5 protein-coding genes are annotated in these 19,493 nt (G+C 69.8%); all 5 read right to left on the bottom strand.

Features of this window, described 5'->3' with window-relative positions:
- Window positions 1-11 precede the first annotated feature (11 nt).
- Entirely contained in the window at window positions 12-15,599 is a 15,588-nt protein-coding gene (locus tag MQV74_RS36250; RefSeq protein WP_242727537.1) for a type I polyketide synthase, read from the bottom strand.
- Between the two features lie 262 nt (window positions 15,600-15,861).
- Complete coding sequence (locus MQV74_RS36245; RefSeq protein ID WP_242727535.1) at window positions 15,862-16,068, bottom strand: ferredoxin; 207 nt, start codon at window positions 16,066-16,068, stop codon at window positions 15,862-15,864.
- Between the two features lie 131 nt (window positions 16,069-16,199).
- Window positions 16,200-17,291 (bottom strand): cytochrome P450, encoded by a 1,092-nt coding sequence (locus tag MQV74_RS36240; RefSeq protein WP_242727532.1) that lies wholly within the window; start codon window positions 17,289-17,291, stop codon window positions 16,200-16,202.
- A 1,511-nt stretch (window positions 17,292-18,802) separates the two neighbouring features.
- The gene (locus MQV74_RS41470; protein WP_374120818.1) at window positions 18,803-18,946 is read right to left on the bottom strand and encodes an MbtH family NRPS accessory protein; all 144 of its coding nucleotides are present in this window, start codon (window positions 18,944-18,946) and stop codon (window positions 18,803-18,805) included.
- A gap of 101 nt (window positions 18,947-19,047) precedes the next feature.
- The gene (locus MQV74_RS36235) at window positions 19,048-19,278 is read right to left on the bottom strand and encodes a hypothetical protein (protein WP_242727530.1); all 231 of its coding nucleotides are present in this window, start codon (window positions 19,276-19,278) and stop codon (window positions 19,048-19,050) included.
- Window positions 19,279-19,493: the final 215 nt, after the last annotated feature.

Genomic DNA, 19,493 nt, shown 5'->3' with positions numbered 1-19,493 from the left:
GGGCGTCCGCGTCACGAGAGCTCCTCGTCGAGGAAGTCGAAGATCTCGTCGTCGGTCGCCGACTCGAACGTGGTGGCGGCGACCCCACCGTTCGCCGTCTCCGCCTGCTGCCCCGCGGTCAGCTTCGCCAGGACCTGCTGCAAGCGCGAGGTGAGACGTGCCGTGGCGGCGTCGTCCGCCACCACCTCGGCGATGGAGCTCTCCAGCTTCTCCAGCTCCGACAGGACCGGCAGCACCAGCGATGCGTCCGGCTCTTCCGCGACCAGCACCTGCGCCAGGTAGCCGGCCAGCGCCCTGGACGTCGTGTAGTCGAACAGCAGGGTGGCGGGGAGCCGCAGACCGGTCACCGTGCCCAGCTGGTTGCGCAGTCCGACCGCGGTCAGCGAGTCGAAGCCGAGCTCGAGGAAGCCACGGTCCGGGGCGATCATGCGCGGGCTGTCGTGGCCCAGCGCCATGGCCGCGTGCTCCGTGACCAGTTCGAGGAGCGCCTGCTGCCGGGCGGCGGGGTTCATCGAGCCGATACGGCGACGCAGGTCGGCGGGGTTGGCACCGGAGCCGCCCGTGGACGCCTTCGCGGCGCCGCGTCGAGCCGTTGTCCGGATGATGCCCCGCAGCAGCGCCGGGATCGGCCCGTCCTGGGCTCGCCACGCCGCGGCGTTGAGCCGTGCCGGTACCAGGGTGGCCGCGTCGATGCCGCAAGCGGTGTCGAACAGGGCCAGGGCCTCCTCGGAGGACATCGGGGTCACGCCTTCGCGGGCGAGGCGCCGCATGTGGGCCTCGTCCAGCTTGCCGGTCATGCCGCTGCGCTCCTCCCACAGGCCCCAGGCGAGCGACTGGGCGGGAAGGCCCTCGGCCCTGCGCCGGTGGGCGAACGCGTCCAGGAAGGCGTTGGCGGCAGCGTAGTTGGCCTGGCCGGTGCCGCCGAGGGTCCCGGAGAGCGAGGAGAAGAGCACGAACGCGGACAGGTCGAGACCGGCGGTCAGCTCGTGCAGATTGAGCACTGCGTCCACCTTGGGCCGCAGCACACGGTCGACCCGCTCGGGGGTGAGGGCTTCGACGACGCCGTCGTCCAGCACTCCGGCGGTGTGCACCACGGCGGTGAGCGGGTGTTCGTCCGGCAGGGAGGCCAGGAGCGCGGCGAGGGAGTCGCGGTCGGCGGTGTCACAGGCGGCGACCACGGCATGGGCGCCGAGGTCCGTGAGCTCCGTCCGCAGTTCGGCCGCGCCGTCCGCGGCGAGGCCGCGGCGGCTGACCAGCACGAGGTGGCGGACGCCGTGCTCGCCGACGAGGTGCTTGGCGATCAGGCCGCCGAGGCCGGATGCCGCCCCGGTGACCAGGACGGTGCCCTGCGGGTCCCAGGTGACGCCGGTCGTGGCCGACCGCGCGCCGCCCTGCTCGGACGCGCTGTCGCGCGCCGCTACCCGGGCCAGCCTGCAGGCCAGGGCCGTGCCGTTCCGGACCACGATCTGTGGTTCGTCGGTGGTGAGCGCCGCGGGGAGGATCCGGCGCGAGCCCTCCTGGTCGTCCAGGTCGGCCAGGACGAACCGGCCGGGGTTCTCGGACTGGGCCGAGCGCACCAGGCCCCAGACGGCCGCGCCGGCGGGGTCGGCCACATCGGTGTCGTCGCCCGCGGCGATGGCTCCCTGGGTGAGGAACACCAGCCGGGAGGCGCCGAGGCGGTTGTCGGCCAGCCAGCTCTTGAGCAGGTCGAGGGCGTGGTGGCCGGCTTCCCGTACCGCCTGTGCCAGTTCCCTCGTCCGCCCGGTGCGGGACACGTTCGCGGCGAGTACGACGTCGGGCGCGGTCGCGCCCGCGTCGATGGCCTCGGCCAGGGCCGCGAGGTCCGGGTAGGTGTCCATGGTGACGTCGGCCGATCCGAGGACGCCGGTCAGCTCGGCCCGGTCGGGTCCGACGAGCGCCCAGTGCCCGGTGGCCGCGCCGCTCGTCTTCGGGGCGGTCGGCACCCATTCGATCTGGTACAGCGACTCGTGCGGCTGGGCCGAGTTGACCTGCTCCGGGGCCACGGGCCGCAGTACGAGGGAGTCGACCGAGGCGACGAGCGCGCCGGAGGTGTCGGTGACATGCAGGGAGACCGTGTCCTCGCCGACGCTCGTCAGCCGTACGCGCAGCGCGGACGTGCCGCTCGCGTGGAGGGTCACGCCGTTCCATGAGAACGGGAGGGTGCTGCCGTCGCTGCCGGACGGCTTGAACGCCACGGTGTGCAGCGACGCGTCGAGCAGCGCTGGGTGGAGGCCGTAGCGCGCGGCCTCGCCCTTCTGTGCCTCAGGCAGGTCGACCTCGGCGAAGATCTCGTCGCCACGGCGCCAGGCGGCGCGCAGCCCCTGGAAGGCCGGGCCGTAGGCGAAGCCGACGTCGATGAACCGGTCGTAGAGATCGGCCACGTCGACGGCCTTCGCCTCCGCAGGCGGCCACACGGCGAAGTCGGCGGCCACGGACTCCGGTGCCGTGGTGGACGCGTCCCTGCTGAGCAGGCCGGTCGTATGACGTGTCCAGGGGTCGTCCGGCTGGGCGTCCTCGGGCCTGGAGTGCAGGTTGAGCGAGCGGGCTCCGGACTCGTCGGGTTCGCCCACGGCGAGCTGGATCTGGACCGCGCCGCGCACGGGCAGGACCAAGGGCGCTTCGATGGTCAGTTCCTCCACCCGCTCGTAGCCCACCTGCTCGGCCGCGCGCAGGGCCAGTTCCACAAAGGCCGTGCCGGGGAAGAGAACGGTGTCCGCGAAGGCGTGGTCGGCCAGCCACGGCTGGGTGGCGACCGACAGGCGCCCGGTGAACAGGTACGTGTCGGTTTCGGCCGGGGCGACGGCGGCGCCGAGGAGCGGATGGTCGGGCGAGTCCAGGCCGGCCGATGTCACGTCTTCACCGGTGGTCGGCGCGGCTTCGAGCCAGTAGCGCTGCCGCTGGAACGCGTAGGTCGGCAGCTCGACCCGCTGGGCGCCGTGCCCGGCGAACACCGCCTCCCACTTCACCGTGGCGCCGTGGACGTGGAGTTCGGCCAGTGCCGTGGTCAGCGACTGGAGCTCGGGCCGGTCCTTGCGCAGCACGGCCACGAGGGCGGGCGCGACCGCGCCATCGGATCCTGCGGCCGTCAGGCAGTCCTGCGCCATCGCGGTGAGCACACCGTCCGGGCCCACCTCGACGAACGAGGTCACGCCCAGGTTCTCCAGGGTCCGTACCCCGTCCGCGAACCGCACGGCCTCGCGGACGTGGCGCACCCAGTACTCCGGCGAGCACACCTCGTCAGCGTCGGCCGGGGTACCGGTGACGTTGGAGACCAGGGAGATGGTCGGCGGGGCGAACAACAGCCCCTCGACGACCTTCCGGAAGTCACCGAGCACACCGTCCATGCGCGGGGAGTGGAAGGCGTGGCTGACCCGCAGGCGGCGTGTCTTGCGGCCCTCTCGCTCCCACTGTCCGGCGATCTCAAGGACCGCGGGCTCGTCGCCCGCGATGACCACGGCCGTGGGGCCGTTGACAGCCGCGATGCTCACCTCGGCCTCACGGCCGGCCAGCGACGCGGCGACCTCCTCCTCGGGCGCCTGGACGGCCACCATTGCGCCGCCTTCGGGCAGCGCCTGCATCAGCCGGCCACGGGCCGCCACCAGGGCGCACGCGTCCTCCAGGGAAAACACCCCGGCCACGTGGGCGGCGGCGATCTCACCGATGGAGTGGCCGATCAGCACGTCCGGGGTGATGCCCCAGTGCTCCAGGAGCCGGTAGAGCGCCACTTCGATGGCGAACAGCGCGGGCTGGGTGAACGCCGTCTGGTTCAGCAGTTCGGCGTCGGCACTGCCCTCGGTCGCGAACATCACCGCGGTCAGCGGACGGTCGAGCAGCATGTCGAGATGCGCGCACACCTCGTCCAGCGCCTGGGCGAACACCGGGAAGGCGTCGTACAGCTCCCGGCCCATGCCGAGCCGTTGCGCGCCCTGGCCCGAGAACAGGAACGCCGTCTTGTGCTCGGCCCGTGCCACGCCCTGGATCAGCGTGGCCGCGTTCCTGCCCTCCGCCAGCGCTTCGAGCCCGGAGCGGAACTGCGCCGGGTCCTCCGCGACCACAGCGGCGCGGTAGGGCAGGGCGGAACGGGTGGTCGCCAGCGAATAGCCGATGTCGGCGACGTCACCGGCGTCCGCGGTGCGCACGCCGTCGAACTCGCGCAGCCGCCCGGCCTGAGCGCTCAGCGCATCGGCGTTGCTGCCGGAGAGCAACCAGGGAACCATCGTCATACCGGTCGGCGAACCGGTGGCATCGCCATCCGTCTCCGGCGACGGCGACGGCGACGGCGACGGCGACGGCGACGGCGACTCAACGGGGTCGGCCGCCTCGATGATCGTGTGCGCGTTGGTGCCGCTGATCCCGAAGGACGACACGGCCGCCCGGCGCGGGCGGTCCGTCTCCGGCCACGCGGTCGCCTCGTTCAGCAGCGACACGGCACCGCTGGTCCAGTCGATGTGCGGGGAGGGCTCGTCCGCGTAGAGGGTCTTGGGCAGGACCCCCTCGCGCATGGCCATCACCATCTTGATGACACCTGCGACACCGGCGGCGGCCTGCGTATGACCGATGTTCGACTTGATGGAACCCAGCCACAGCGGTTGGCCCTCGGGCCGTCCCTGGCCGTACGTGGCCAGCAGCGCCTGCGCCTCGATCGGGTCACCCAGCGAGGTGCCCGTGCCATGGGCCTCGACCGCGTCGACGTCGGCGGCCGACAGGCCCGCGTTCTCAAGAGCCTTGCCGATCACACGCTGCTGCGACGGGCCGTTCGGCGCCGTAAGACCGTTGGAAGCACCGTCCTGGTTGATCGCCGAACCCCGCACGACGGCCAGCACCTTGTGGCCGCGGCGCCGGGCCTCCGACAGCCGCTCCACCAGGAGCATGCCCACGCCCTCGGACCAGCCGGTGCCGTCGGCCTCGGCGGCGAACGCCTTGCACCGTCCGTCCGGCGACAGCACACGCTGGGCGCTGAACTCGACGAACGTGCCCGGCGTGGCCATGATCGTGACACCGCCGGCCAGCGCCATGTCGCACTCGCCCTGGCGCAGCGACTGGCAGGCCAGGTGCAGGGCGACCAGCGACGACGAACACGCGGTGTCCACCGTCACGGCCGGGCCCTCGAAGCCGAAGGTGTAGGAGAGACGGCCGGAGGAGACGCTGGACGCGCTGCCGAGTCCGAGATAGCCCTGCACACCGTCCGGCGCGCTGATCGCCCGGCCGCTGTAGTCCTGGTAGTTCGAGCCGATGAAGACACCGGCCTGGCTGCCGCGCAACGCCGCCGGGTCGATGCCGGCCCGCTCGAACGCCTCCCAGGACGTCTCAAGCAGCAGCCGCTGCTGGGGGTCCATGGCCAGGGCCTCACGCGGTGAGATACCGAAGAAGTCCGGGTCGAAGTCGGCGATGTTGTCCAGGAATCCGCCGGTGCGCGCGTAGGTCTTGCCCGGCTTGTCAGGGTCGGGGTCGTAGAGCCCCTCGAGGTCCCAGCCACGGTCGTCGGGGAATCCGGAGATCGTGTCGACTCCGGCGTTCACCACGTCCCACAGCTGCTCAGGGGTTCGCACGCCGCCCGGGAAGCGGCAGCTCATCGCCACGATCGCGATGGGCTCGTCGGACGAGTCCGATCGGGTCGGCGTGATCTCGGCGGCGCCACCTTCCTCGGTACCGAACATCTCGCCGTTCAGGAACCGCGCCAGCACCGCGGGCGTGGGGTAGTCGAAGACCAGACTGACCGGGAGCCGCAGCCCGGTCGCCGCGCCGATCCGGTTGCGCAGCTCGACGGCGGTCAGCGAGTCGAAGCCGAGGTCGCGGAAGGCACGGTCCGAGGCGACCGCGTCCGCGCTGTCGTGAGCGAGGACATCGGCGGCCTGGGCACGCACCAGATCGCGCAGCGCGGCTTCGCGCTTCTCCCGGGGCAGAGCTTCCAGCCGGTCGTGAAGTTCCGCCCGCCCGCGGTCGGCGCTGCCCGGCGTGGACTGCTTCCCCGTGGCCGTGGTCCCCGCGCCGCGCAACTCGCGGAAGAGGGGGGTGTCGAAAGAGTCCGCTTCGAAGCGTGTCCAGTCGATGTCCGCGACGGCGAGGAACGTCTCATCGTGGTCCAACGCCTGCTGCAGCGCCGAAATCGCCAGCTCGGGGGACATGGGCAGCATCCCCGAGCGACTCATCCGCTCGCCGACCTCACCGGAGCCGAGTCCACCACCGGCCCAGGCACCCCAAGCGATCGAGGTCGCCGCAAGACCGTCCGCGCGCCGCTGCAACGCCAGCGCGTCGAGATAGGAATTGCCTGCCGCGTAACTTCCCTGCCCCGGGCCGCCCAGTGTGGCGGCGCCGGAGGAGAAGAGCACGAAGGCCGACAGGTCCATCCCGGCGGTCAGTTCGTGCAGATTCCGTGTCGCGTCCACCTTCGGACGCAACACCCCAGCCGCCCGCTCCACCGTCAGAGCGTCCACCACACCGTCATCCAGCACACCCGCCGTATGCACCACACCGGTCAGCGGGAACTCGCCCGGAATCGCCTCCAGCACCGCCGCCAGCGCCTCACGGTCCGCCGCATCACACGCCGCCACCGTCACCCGGGCACCCAGACCCTCAAGCTCCGCCTTCAGCTCGACAGCGCCCTCGGCCTCCATCCCGCGACGACTCGTCAGTACGAGATGCTCAGCACCCGTACGCGCCAGCCACCGGGCCACATGGCCGCCCAGCGCACCCGTACCACCCGTCACCAACACCGAACCACTCGGACGCCACCCACCGACGCCGACAGCCTCAGGCACGGAAGCACGCACCAACCGCTTGACGAACACGCCCGAGCCACGCACCGCGACCTGGTCCTCGCCACCCTCCACGGACAGCACCCCGGCCAGACGGACCAGCGCCCGGCTGTCCATGGTCTCGGGCAGGTCCACAACACCGCCCCAGCGCTGGGGATACTCCGCCCCCACGATCCGGCCCAGACCCCACGCCAGCGACTGCACCGGACTCACAAGCCGGTCGGAACGACCCACCGACACCGCACCCCGGGTACCGCACCACAGCGGAGCCGTCACACCCGCATCACCCAGCCCCTGGACCAGCCCCACCAACGCGGCAAACCCAGCAGGAACACCCTCGAAGGCCCCATGCCCCGACTCGTCCAACGCCACCAGCGAGAACACACCCGCCACAGCCGACGACTCCACCCCAGCCCCGCCGAGCGCCCCACGCAGCCGCTCCGCGACCGCCTCGCGGTCATCCGCGGCCCCGACGACCACGGAGACGACATGCGCACCACGGCCGGTCAAGCCATCCAGCACGGCGGCGGCCAGGGTCTCGTCACCACAGGCTTCCGGAACGACCACGAGCCAGGTGCCCGAGAGCGTCGACTCGGACTCGGACACGGATGCCAGGGGCTTCCAGACCACCTTGTAACGCCAGCTGTCCACCGTGTTCTGCTCACGCCGCTGCCGACGCCACGACGACAACGCCGGAAGCAGCGCCGTCAACGACTGCTGCTCCTCGCCCTCCACCTCCAACGTCCGCGCCAGCGCCACCAGATCCTCGCGCTCGACGGCCTCCCAGAAGCGCACGTCCACCGCGTCGGCGCTCAAGCCGTCACCGGTGACCGCACCCGCAGCAGCCGAGACGGCGTCCAGCCAGTACCGCTGCCGCTGGAAGGCGTACGTCGGCAGCTCGACCTGACGGCCACCGTGTCCGGCGAACACCTTCCGCCAGTCAACGCTTGCTCCACTGACATAGAGCTCAGCCGCGGAGGTCAGGAACCGCTCCAGACCGCCCTCGTCGCGGCGCAGCGTGCCCACGACCACGGCCTGCGCCTCAGCGGCCTCCACCGTCTGCTGCACCGGCAGGGTCAATACCGGGTGCGGGCTCACCTCGATGAACACGGTGTGGCCCTCATCGAGCAGGAGGCGAGCCGTGGACTCCAGCTCCACCGTCTGCCGCAGATTCCGGTACCAGTACTCAGCATCCAGACCGGCGGTGTCCACCAGCTCACCGAACACCGTCGAGTAGAACGGCACCTCCGATGAGCGCGGCGCGATGTCCGCCAGAACCTTCAGCAACTCCTCGCGGATCTCCTCCACATGCGCGGAGTGCGAGGCATAGTCCACCGGAACCCGACGGACCCGGACCTCCTCACCCTCCAGCTGGGCGACCATCTCATCCAGCGCACCCGCATCACCGGACACCACAACCGAACCCGGACCGTTGACCGCAGCAACGGATATCGCACCGCCCCACGCGGCAATACGCTCCCGCGCCTGGTCGACCGGAAGCCCGACCGACACCATGCCACCACGACCCGCAAGACCAGCCGCGATCGCCTGCGAACGCAGGGTCACCACCTTCGCCGCGTCCTCCAGCGACAGCGCACCCGCCACACACGCCGCCGCGATCTCACCCTGACTGTGACCCATCACCGCATCCGGCACCACACCCACCCAACGCCACAACCGAGCCAACGACACCATCACCGCGAACAACACCGGCTGCACCACATCCACCCGGTCAAACCCAGGCGCACCCTCAACACCACGCAACACATCCGTCAACGACCAGTCCACATAAGCCGACAACGCCGACTCACACTCACCAACCGCCTCCGCGAACACCGGCGAGGACTCCAACAACCCCACCGCCATACCCACCCACTGCGCCCCCTGACCCGGGAACACAAACACCGAACGGCCACGCACATCGGCCACACCACGCGTCACACCCGAGGCCGCCTCGCCCCCGGCCAACGCGTCCAACCGCGCCAGAAGCTCCTCACGCCCGGCACCCGTCACCACCCCACGGTGCTCGAACACCGAACGCGACGACACCAACGACAACGCCACATCCGCGGCACCCAACTCCGGGCGCTCGGCCACGAACTCCCGCAGCCTGTCGGCCTGGTCCCGCAGCGCGTCGCCGCTCTTGCCGGACACGACCCACGCCACCGGACCCTCGACGGCCCCGAGCCCGGCCGCCTCGGTCTCCGGAGCCTCCGCCGACTCCGGAGCCTGCTCCAGGATCGCGTGCGCGTTCGTCCCGCTCACACCGAAGGACGACACGCCGACGCGGCGAGGGTGGCCCGACTCCGGCCAGACCGTGGCCTCGGTGAGCAGCGCGACGTCGCCCGCCGACCAATCCACGTGCTGTGACGGCTCATCGATGTGCAGCGACTTCGGCAACACGCCGTGCCGCATCGCCATCACCATCTTGATGACACCGGCCACACCGGCCGCCGCCTGCGAATGGCCGATGTTCGACTTCACCGATCCGAGCCACAGCGGCTGGTCCGCGGGCCGGTCCTGGCCGTACGTGGCCAGCAGCGCCTGCGCCTCGATCGGGTCACCCAGCGACGTACCCGTACCGTGCGCCTCCACCGCGTCGACCTCGGCGCCCGACAGACGGGCGGTCCTGAGCGCCGCGTGGATCACCCGCTGCTGCGACGGTCCGTTCGGGGCGGTCAGGCCGTTCGACGCACCGTCCTGGTTGACCGCCGAGCCCCGGACGAGGGCCAGCACCTCGTGGCCGTTGCGCCGGGCGTCCGACAGCCGCTCGACGAGCAGCAGCCCGACGCCTTCGGCGAATCCGAATCCGTCTGCGCCATTGCTGAACGCCTTGCACCTGCCATCGGCGGACAGCGCGCGCTGCCGGCTGAAGTCCACAAGGCCGGCCTGTGTGGACATCACCGTCGCGCCACCGGCGAGCGCCAAGTCGCATTCGCCCTGGTGCAGCGCCTGGACCGCGAGGTGCAGCGCGACGAGCGACGACGAGCACGCGGTGTCCACCGTCACGGCGGGCCCTTCCAGGCCCAAGGTGTAGGAGATCCGGCCCGAGGCCACGCTGCCCGCGCTGCCGGTGCCGAGATAGCCCTCAAAGCCTTCGGGGGCGTTCCCTTGCAGCCGGGTGCCGTAGTCGTTGTACACAACGCCGACGAAGACTCCGGTCCGGCTTCCCTTCGCCGACTCGGGGTCGATACCGGCCCGCTCGAACGCCTCCCACGAGGTTTCCAGCAGCAGCCGCTGCTGCGGGTCCATCGAGAGCGCCTCACGCGGCGAGATCCCGAAGAACGCCGGGTCGAACTGGTCCGCGTCGTAGAGGAAGCCACCGTTGCGGGCGTAGTACGTGCCCTCGCGCGCGGGGTCCGGGTCGTACGTCGTCTCGAGGTCCCAGCCGCGGTTGGACGGGAGCGAGGCGGTGGCGTCGGTACCACCCATCACCAGGTGCCAGAGCTCCTCGGGCGTCCGCACCCCACCGGGGAAACGGCAGCTCATGGCGACGATCGCGATCGGGTCGTCGTCCGTGTGTGCCGGGGTGTCGGCGGATCCGCCCGCCGTCGGCGCCGCGATGGCCGTGCCCTGCTCCCCGAGGATCTCCGAGCGCAGATAGCCCGCCAGTACGGTCGGGTTCGGGTAGTCGAAGACAAGCGTGGCCGGGAGGCGCAGACCCGTTTCCGCACTCAGACGGTTCCGCAGTTCCACGGCGGTGAGCGAGTCGAAGCCCAGTTCCTTGAAGGGCCGTCCCACCTCGACGGTGTCCGACTTGGCGTGTCCCAAGGCAGCGGCCGCCTGGACGCGGATCAGCTCCTCGAGCAGGAATTGCTCCTGGTCCGCCTCGGACATGCCTGCCAGTCGCCGCCGCAGACGGGCGGCGATGTCGTCCGTGGCTCCGGCGCCCACGACGCGCCGGACCGTCATCCCCGGTACGACGTTGCGGAAGAGGGCGGGGAGTTCGGCGCCCTGCGCACGCAGCGCCGGGATGTCCAGCCGGAAGAGAACCGGAACAACCGCAGCCGAAGTCAGAGCCGCGTCGAACAGCTCAAGCCCCTCGTCCGTGGCCAGTGGTACCAGGCCCGAGCGGGATATCCGCTGGACGTCGTCCTCGCCGAGGTGTCCGGTCATGCCGCTGGCCTCGGCCCACAGACCCCACGCCATCGACACACCCGGCAACCCCTGAGCCCGCCGCCACGAAGCGAGGCCGTCCAGGAACACGTTCGCCGCCGCGTAATTGCTCTGCCCCGCGCCGCCCAGCACACCAGTGGCCGAGGAGAACAGCACGAAGGCCGACAGGTCCAGCCCCGTCGTCAGCTCATGCAGGTTCCACGCCGCGTCCACCTTCGCCCGCAACACCGGCTCAACCCGCTCACGGGTCAACGACGTCAGCAGGCCGTCATCCAGCACACCCGCCGCATGCACCACACCACTCAACGCGAAGCCCTCAGGCAACCCCGACAACACCCCGGCCAAGGCCTCACGATCCGCCGCGTCACACGCCGCGATCACCACCTCAGCCCCAGCCGCTTCCAGCTCCGCCCGCAACTCCGACGCGCCCTCAGCCTCCGCGCCACGGCGAGACAGCAGCACCAGCTTCCTGACGTCATGCCGGGCCACCAGATGCCGGGCCACGAAACCACCCAGAACACCCGTGCCACCGGTCACGAGCACCGCGCCAGCACCGAACACCCCCGACTCCGGAGCGTCACCCGAAGGCAGCGACCGGCCCAGGCGCGGCACCCGCACCACACCGGAACGCACCACCACCTGCTCCTCACCCAGAGCCAACACCCCGGGAAGCAGACCGTCGGCACCATCCAGGTCATCGGTGTCCACCAGCACCAGACGCCCGGGATTCTCCGACTGCGCAGACCGCACCAGACCCCACACCGCGGCCCCAGCCATGTCCCGCACACCATCGCCCGCGTCGACAGCGCCCCGAGTCACCACCACCAGCCGCTCACCCGCGAGACCCTCGTCCGCCACCCAGGCCTGCACCCGCTCCAGAACCTCAAGGACCCGCCCATACACCTCACCCACCACATCCGAACCACCCGAGACCACCCGCATGACCTCAGTCCCCGACGCCACCTCACCCGCCACCACAACCCCGGGCGCATCCACCCACTCCACCCGGAACAGCGCATCCCGCGCCACCCCGCCCACGGAGTTCAGCTGATCCGCGTCAACCGGCCGCAGCACCAGCGACTCGACCGACGCCACCCCACGCCCCGACTCATCCCCCACCAGCACCGACACCGCACCCGAACCATCGCCCGCCGGAGCCAGCCGCACGCGTAGCGATGTCGCACCCACCGCCTCCAGAACAAACCCACGCCAGGAGAACGGCAGCAGGCTCCCCGACCCACCCGTGAAGCCCTCGCTCACACCCATCGCATGCAACGCCGCATCGAACAACGCCGGATGCAGACCAAACCGGCCCGCCCGCTCCCGCTCACCCTCCGGAAGCTCCACCTCCGCGAACACCTCACCACCACGCCGCCACGCACGCCTCAACCCCTGGAAAACCGACCCGTACTCCAGCCCGTTCTCCGCCGCTCGCACATACTCACCCGACACATCAACCAACTCAGCCCCCACCGGAGGCCACACACCAAAGTCGAACCGGGCCTCGGAGCCGGGCGCGGCCGAACCCAGCAGACCGTGGGCATGCCGCGTCCAGGCGGCACCCTCGCCCTCCGCTTCCTCCCGCGAGAACACACTCACCTCACGGAAGCCGGAAGCATCCGCCTCCTCCACCTCAACCTGAAGGTGCACCCCGCCCTTCTCGGGCAGGATCAGCGGCGCTTCCAGGATCAGTTCCTCGACCCGACCACAGCCGACCTGATCGCCCGCCAGTACCGCCAGCTCCACGAACGCAGTCCCCGGCAGCAGCACGACCCCGTGGACGGCGTGATCCGCCAGCCACTCATGCGTGGCCAACGACAGCCGTCCATTCAGCAGCACCCCACCACCGCTCGCCAACGACACCACCGCACCCAACAACGGGTGCCCCAGCGAACCCAACCCCACCGAACCCACATCACCCACACCCGCGGGAACATCAAGCCAGAACCGCTCCCGCTGGAAGGCATACGTCGGCAACTCGATCTGGCGAGCGCCGTGTCCGGCGAACACCTTCCGCCAGTCAACGCTTGCTCCGCTGACATAGAGCTCAGCTGCTGAGGTCAGGAACCGCTCGGGTCCGCCCTCGTCCCGCCGCAGCGTGCCGACGACCACGGCCTGCGCCTCAGCGGCCTCCACCGTTTGCTGCACCGGCAGGGTCAATACCGGGTGCGGGCTCACCTCGATGAACACAGTGTGGCCCTCATCGAGCAGGAGGCGAGCCGTGGACTCCAGCTCCACCGTCTGCCGCAGATTCCGGTACCAGTACTCCGCGTCCAGAGCGGCCGTGTCCACCAGCTCACCGGACACCGTCGAGTAGAACGGCACCTCGGAGGTTCGGGGCTTCAGGTCCGCCAGAACCCTCAGCAACTCCTCGCGAATCGACTCCACATGCGCGGAGTGCGAGGCGTAATCCACCGGAACCCGACGGACCCGGATCTCCTCACCCTCAAGTTCGGCGACCATCTCGTCGAGCGCACCCGGGTCACCGGACACTACGACCGAACCGGGGCCGTTGACCGCCGCAACGGATATGGCACCGCCCCACCGGGCGATACGCTCCTGCGCCTGGTCGACCGGAAGCCCGACCGACACCATGCCACCACGACCAGCGAGACCGGCGGCGATCGCCTGCGAGCGCAGGGTCACCACCTTCGCGGCGTCCTCCAGCGAGAGCGCACCCGCCACACACGCCGCCGCGATCTCACCCTGACTGTGGCCCATCACCGCATCCGGCACCACACCCACCGAACGCCACAACCGCGCCAACGACACCATCACCGCAAACAACACCGGCTGCACCACATCCACCCGGTCAAACCCAGGCGCACCCCCGGCACCACGCAACACATCCGTCAACGACCAGTCCACATAAGCCGACAACGCCGACTCACACTCACCAACCGCCTCCGCGAACACCGGCGAAGACTCCAGCAGCTCCACCGCCATCCCCGCCCACTGCGCCCCCTGACCCGGGAACACGAACACCGAGCGACCAGGTGTTTCGGCGTCCTTCCCCCAGATCACACCGGGGAGCTTCGCCCCCTCGGCCACCGCCTCCAGGCGCTCGAGGAGCTCCTCACGGCTGGTCCCGGTCACCACGGCGCGCTGCTCGAACGCGAACCTGGTCGTCGCCAGGGAGAGCGCCACATCGGCGGCGCCCAGCTCGGGGCGCTCGACCACGAACTCCCGCAGCCTGTCGGCCTGATCCCGCAGCGCGTCGCCGCTCTTGCCCGACACCACCCAGGCCACCGGACCCACCGGACCCACCGGATCCGCGACGCCGCCGTCGGCAGGCTCCTCGGCCGCCTCGACCTCCGGAGCCTGCTCCAGGATCACATGCGCGTTCGTCCCGCTCACACCGAACGAGGACACACCGACCCTGCGCGGCTCGCCCGTCTCCGGCCACGGCCTGGACTCGGTCAGCAGCTCGATCTCGCCCTCGGACCAGTCCACGTGGCTCGACGGGGCGTCGACGTGCAGTGTCTTCGGCAGCACGCCGTGCCGCATCGCCATCACCATCTTGATGACGCCGGCCACACCGGCGGCGGCCTGTGTGTGACCGAGGTTCGACTTCAGCGAGCCCAGCCACAGCGGCCGTCCCTCCGGCCGGTCCTGCCCGTAGGTCGCCAGCAGCGCCTGCGCCTCGATCGGGTCACCCAGCGTCGTACCCGTACCGTGCGCCTCGACGGCGTCAATCTGGTTGGTGGTCAGCTCGCAGTTCTCGAGGGCCTGCCGGATCACACGGCGCTGAGAGGGGCCGTTGGGGGCCGTCAGGCCGTTGCTCGCGCCGTCCTGGTTCACGGCGGAGCCGCGCACCACCGCCAGGATCTCGTGCCCGTTGCGCCGCGCGTCGGACAGCCGTTCCACCAGCAACACACCGATGCCCTCGGACCATGTGGTGCCGTCGGCAGCGTCGGCGAACGCCTTGCACCGGCCGTCGGCGGCCAGTCCGCGCTGGCGGCTGAAGGTGACGAAGCCCTTGGGGCTCGCCATGACCGTCGCACCGCCGACCAGCGCCATGGAGCACTCGCCCTGACGCAGCGCCTGCGCGGCCAGGTGCAGGGCGACCAGCGCCGATGAGCAGGCGGTGTCCACCGTCAGCGCGGGGCCTTCGAAACCGAAGGTGTAGGAGACACGGCCCGAGGCGATGCTGGTGGTCGCGCCGTTGTGGAGGTACGGCTCGATCTCGTCCGGAATCTGCGCGGCCTCGGAAGCGTAAGTGGTGTGCATGGCGCCGGTGAAGACACCTGTCTGGCTGCCACGCAACGACGCGGGGTCGATGCCCGCCCGCTCCATGACCTCCCACGACGTCTCAAGGAGCAGCCGCTGCTGCGGGTCCATGGCCAGGGCCTCGCGGGGCGGGATGCCGAAGAAAGCGGAGTCGAATTGATCCGCGTCGTGGAGGAAGCCGCCTTCGCGAACGTAACTGGTACCGGGATGCTCGGGATCCGGGTTGTAGATCCCCTCCACGTCCCAGCCGCGGTTTGTCGGGAAGGGCGAGATGGCGTCCGATCCGTCGGCGACCAGGCGCCACAGCGCCTCGGGGGAATTCACTCCACCCGGAAATCGGCAGGCCATACCGATGATGGCAATGGGCTCGGTGGCCGAACTGACCAGCTGGCGGTTCTGACGCCGGAGCCGCTCGATTTCCTTGAACGACTTGCGCAGCGCTTCAACGGCTTTGTTCTGGTTGGATGCAGCAGGCATCAGAAACTCCACACTTGACGCGTCGTTCACTGGAAGAGCGCAACGGACCTGAAAGTTATGACAACACGCATTGCCAGACGGACACCGGCCACATTAGCTCTGGTTCCGTAAGGGAAACCCTAGAAACCCGCTCAGGCAGGGTTGACACCTCGGACGTGTTTCCCGGGGATTCGGTTTCAGCGGCGCTTCACCAAGTGTGTGATCCATGCCACGGTCACGTTCTCCGTCGGCATTCGTGCTCCCGAACTCTCAGGCCCTGTCTTCACGCGCCAGGGTCTTCTTCGAGGCGGATCGCACCGGTCGGACAACGGGATACGACCTCGCGCAGAACGTCCAGGTGTCCGGTGTCGGGCTGCGCGTCGAGCAGAACGACGGAGCCGTCCTCGTCGCTCTGGTCGAACAGGTCAGGCGCGATCAACGCGCACTGGCCCGCCGAACAGCACACCTCACGGTCGGCGGTGATCCTCATCGGGTCTCAGTCCTACCTTGTTGTTCGAGATGGGCCGACATGTCTACGTCTTGTGGGCCCTCTTGCATGACGGTGACGGACGGTGGGAGAACGTCCCACCGTCCGTCGTATTCACCGCTTGTACGCCTCGGTCAGTCGTCCCAGGTGACGCGAAGCGACCTGGGGCCGTAGTGCACGCAGTCGTCCCGCATCGGGACCTCATCGGCCGGTACGGCCAGTCGCAGCGTGGGGAACCTGTCGAACAGGGCCTCGTAGCCGACGCGCAGGATCGTGCGGGCGAGATGCTGGCCGAGACACTGGTGGACGCCGTGGCCGAGCCCCAGGTGCCCGTGATCCGAACGGCCGATGTCCAGCTGATCGGGGTTCTCGTAGCGCTCGGGGTCGCGGTTGGCGGCGGGGAGGGCGACAGTGACCACCTCGCCCTTCTTGATCGTCTGACCGGCGAACTCGACATCTTCGAGCGCCCACCGGCTGGCCCCGAGGTGGGAGATGGTGAGGAAGCGGAGGAGCTCTTCGACGGCGGCCCCCATGAGCTCCGGGTCCTCCTGGAGCTTGACCAGTTGATCGGGGTGCTCGAGCAGGGCGTAGACGCCCATGGCGAGCATGTTGCCCGTGGTGTCGAAGGCCCCGGTGATCAACGTGGCGGTCATGCCCATGAGTTCTTGCTCGGTGAGCTGCCCGCCGCGGATGAGGTCACCGAGGATGTCGTCCCGGGGGTCGCCCATCCGGCTGGGGACGAAGCGGGCCAGGAACCCGCTCATCCCGGACACGGCGGCGAGCGCCGCGGGAACGGTGGTGGAGAGCCGGCCGAGGGTCTCCACATGACGCTGGAGGCTCTTCCGCTCCGCTTCGGGGACGCCGATCATCTCGCACATCACTCGGGAGGGAACCGATTCGGTGAAGACCTCCACCAGGTCGGCGCCCGGCCCGGCCTTTTCCAGATCGTCGAGTTGCTCGTGCACGATTCGCTCGATCATGGGGGCGAGTTGCCGCGTGCGCCGGACCGTGAAAAAGCCGGTGACCAGCTTGCGGTACTTGCTGTGGACCGGGTCGTCCGTCTTCGCAAAAGCACCCGGATCAGCGGGACCTTCGTACGCCAGCTCCGTCGGGACGGGGGAGAGCAGCCCTTCCTGGCGCGCGCTGAAGCTCTTATGGGTGAAGAGTTCCTTTGCTTCAGCATGGCGGGTGATGAGCCACCCGGGCGTGCCGTCCGGATAACTCATGCGCGTTATTCGCTCCTGCTCGCGCAGCGGAGCGTAGCCATCCGGAGGATCGAAGGGGCAGCTCCGCTTGGTAGGCAGCGGCACAGGGGGGTGCAGGGCGTCGACCAAGACTCCTCCATCGATTCACAGTCCATGCATCGAGGTCGTCGGCGGCTACACCGGCTGGCTCGATCTTGATGTTAGCTTCGCCGTCGACCCGATAACTCACCAGAAGGACTCTGCGGGCGCGTTCTGTGAAATCCCTTAGACAAAAGGCGGGAGCTGTTGACCGCTGCGCGCGAGTGCACTCGCCGCGACGTCCGAACGCGTGGCGGCTCCCCCTCTCCCCGACCCCGGGTACGCCGGCTCCGGCTGCCGCGTTCCTGTCGGCACCGACATGCGTGGGAGGGGGTCCGTTCGACGCCTTCCCTGCGGCGTTCGACGGATGTGACGTGGTGGTGGCAGGTCTGGGGCAGGTCGCCGCGCGATCCGTGGCTGAGGCCGCGGGGATCCCTACGTGTACGTGAACCATGCGGGGGTCCACGTGCCGTCGCCGCACCACGCGCCACCGCCGCGGCCGGGCCGGCCGAAGCCCGATGTCGTCGACAACCATGGGGGTTGGACGCCCAGAGCATCAACGCGCAGTTCGGCGAGGCACTCAACGGTCACCGGGCAGCCCTTGGTCTGCCGTTGGTGGACAACGTGCGCGATCACATCCTCACCGACCGTCCGTGGTTGGCATCCGTGGTTGGCAACGGACCCGGTCCTGGGATCGTGGCGGGAGACGTCCGGCCTCGACGTCACACAGACCGGTGCATGGACCCTCGCGGACGAACGGCCCCTCCCTGCGGACTTGGCGAGGTTCCTGGACACGGGCGCCCGGCTGGTCTGTGTGGGCTTCGGCAGTATGTTCCCGGCCGAAGGCATCGGCGGCATGGCCGTCGAGGCGATCCGCCAACTCGTACTGGGTCGGTCGGGTGGCGGCACTGGACCTCGGTGCGGACCTCGATGCTCCGACCACGACAGTCGGATCTCCGGGCATCGCGCTCAAGGCCGCCCTGTCACCCGAGGCCCGGGCGCGCACGAAGGCCCTGTGAAGCCGACTCCATGCGGACGGAGCGGAGGTGGCCGCGCGCCGGTTGGTCGCCGGCTCGCGGTGAACGAGGCGGCCCCGTAGCGCTCGGGCCGACAGGACGATCCGGAGTGGGTGGCCAAGCAGCGGCGCCGCCCGCTGTAGGCGCCGAGGTGTTCGCAGACGCCGCAGCACGATCGAGGAGCGGATCTCGCCGCACAGGAGCGTTGAACCTCCTACCAGTACCTGTCGGCGAAGGCCTCAGCTATCACCACGTGTCACATCCGTGTCACCAACTCCGTCGACACGCCTGCCCCGTGTACCACCAGGAAGGGGCGCCCCCGGATGACATGCAGGCCCTGAACCCGACCGAAATGTGCTGCCGATGGTCGGGCGCGCACGACGATGTCGAACTCCCCGCCGCAGCGACACCACAGCGCCGGGAAAGCGGCGAGGAGTGTCATGAAGAGCGTGGCCCCGACAGCGTGGCTCGGTTCCTGCGACGTCGCGTGGAGTTCCAGATGAACGCAAGGCACCGCGTCTTCCCGCCACTCATTCCGGCGTCGGCCCAGCCAGGAGGAAGTTCTCGCTCGGACGGCCAGATCGAGGAGCACCTGGAGGCGTCGCCGCTCGGAGGGGCTGAGTGCTGGCCACTCGGTCGGCGTGGCGACGGTCAGGTTCTCGAATATGGCACGGAAGGGGGCCTTATCCCCTGGAGGATCTTTCGTTTGTCAGCGCCACCCCGGTGAGCAACGGCAAGGACACCGACACCGAAGCGATCCCTCCGGTCAGCCCCCACAGGACGCTGGACGCGAAGGAATGACCGCCCAGAAAAAGGCCGAGGAGTGCCCCCAGTTCACCCAGCACCGCAAGCGTGACAGTCCGCTCAATGATGGTGGCGCTGATGCCGCTGGCGGTGTGCTGGCGGTGGTTCATAAGACCCTTCGCAAGATGATTCGCAGGGGCCCCGGCGCAGTCGGTAAGGGACGGCATGCGCCGGGGCTGACTCGACCGTGGCACGAGCCATGGAGGGCCACGCAGGGGAGAGCGGCCCATGACGATCGGGGCTTTGGTCCCTGACCACATGGGGCCGACCGGCTGTCTCACCGCGGACGTAGGCAGTCCCGCCTTCGGTGAAAGGCTGCCCCTAC

This window comes from Streptomyces sp. AN091965 (assembly GCF_022698285.1).
Lineage (GTDB): Bacteria > Actinomycetota > Actinomycetes > Streptomycetales > Streptomycetaceae > Streptomyces.
The sequence above is the reverse complement of the archived record's forward strand: the minus strand, read 5'-3'. Positions and strand labels throughout refer to the sequence as shown.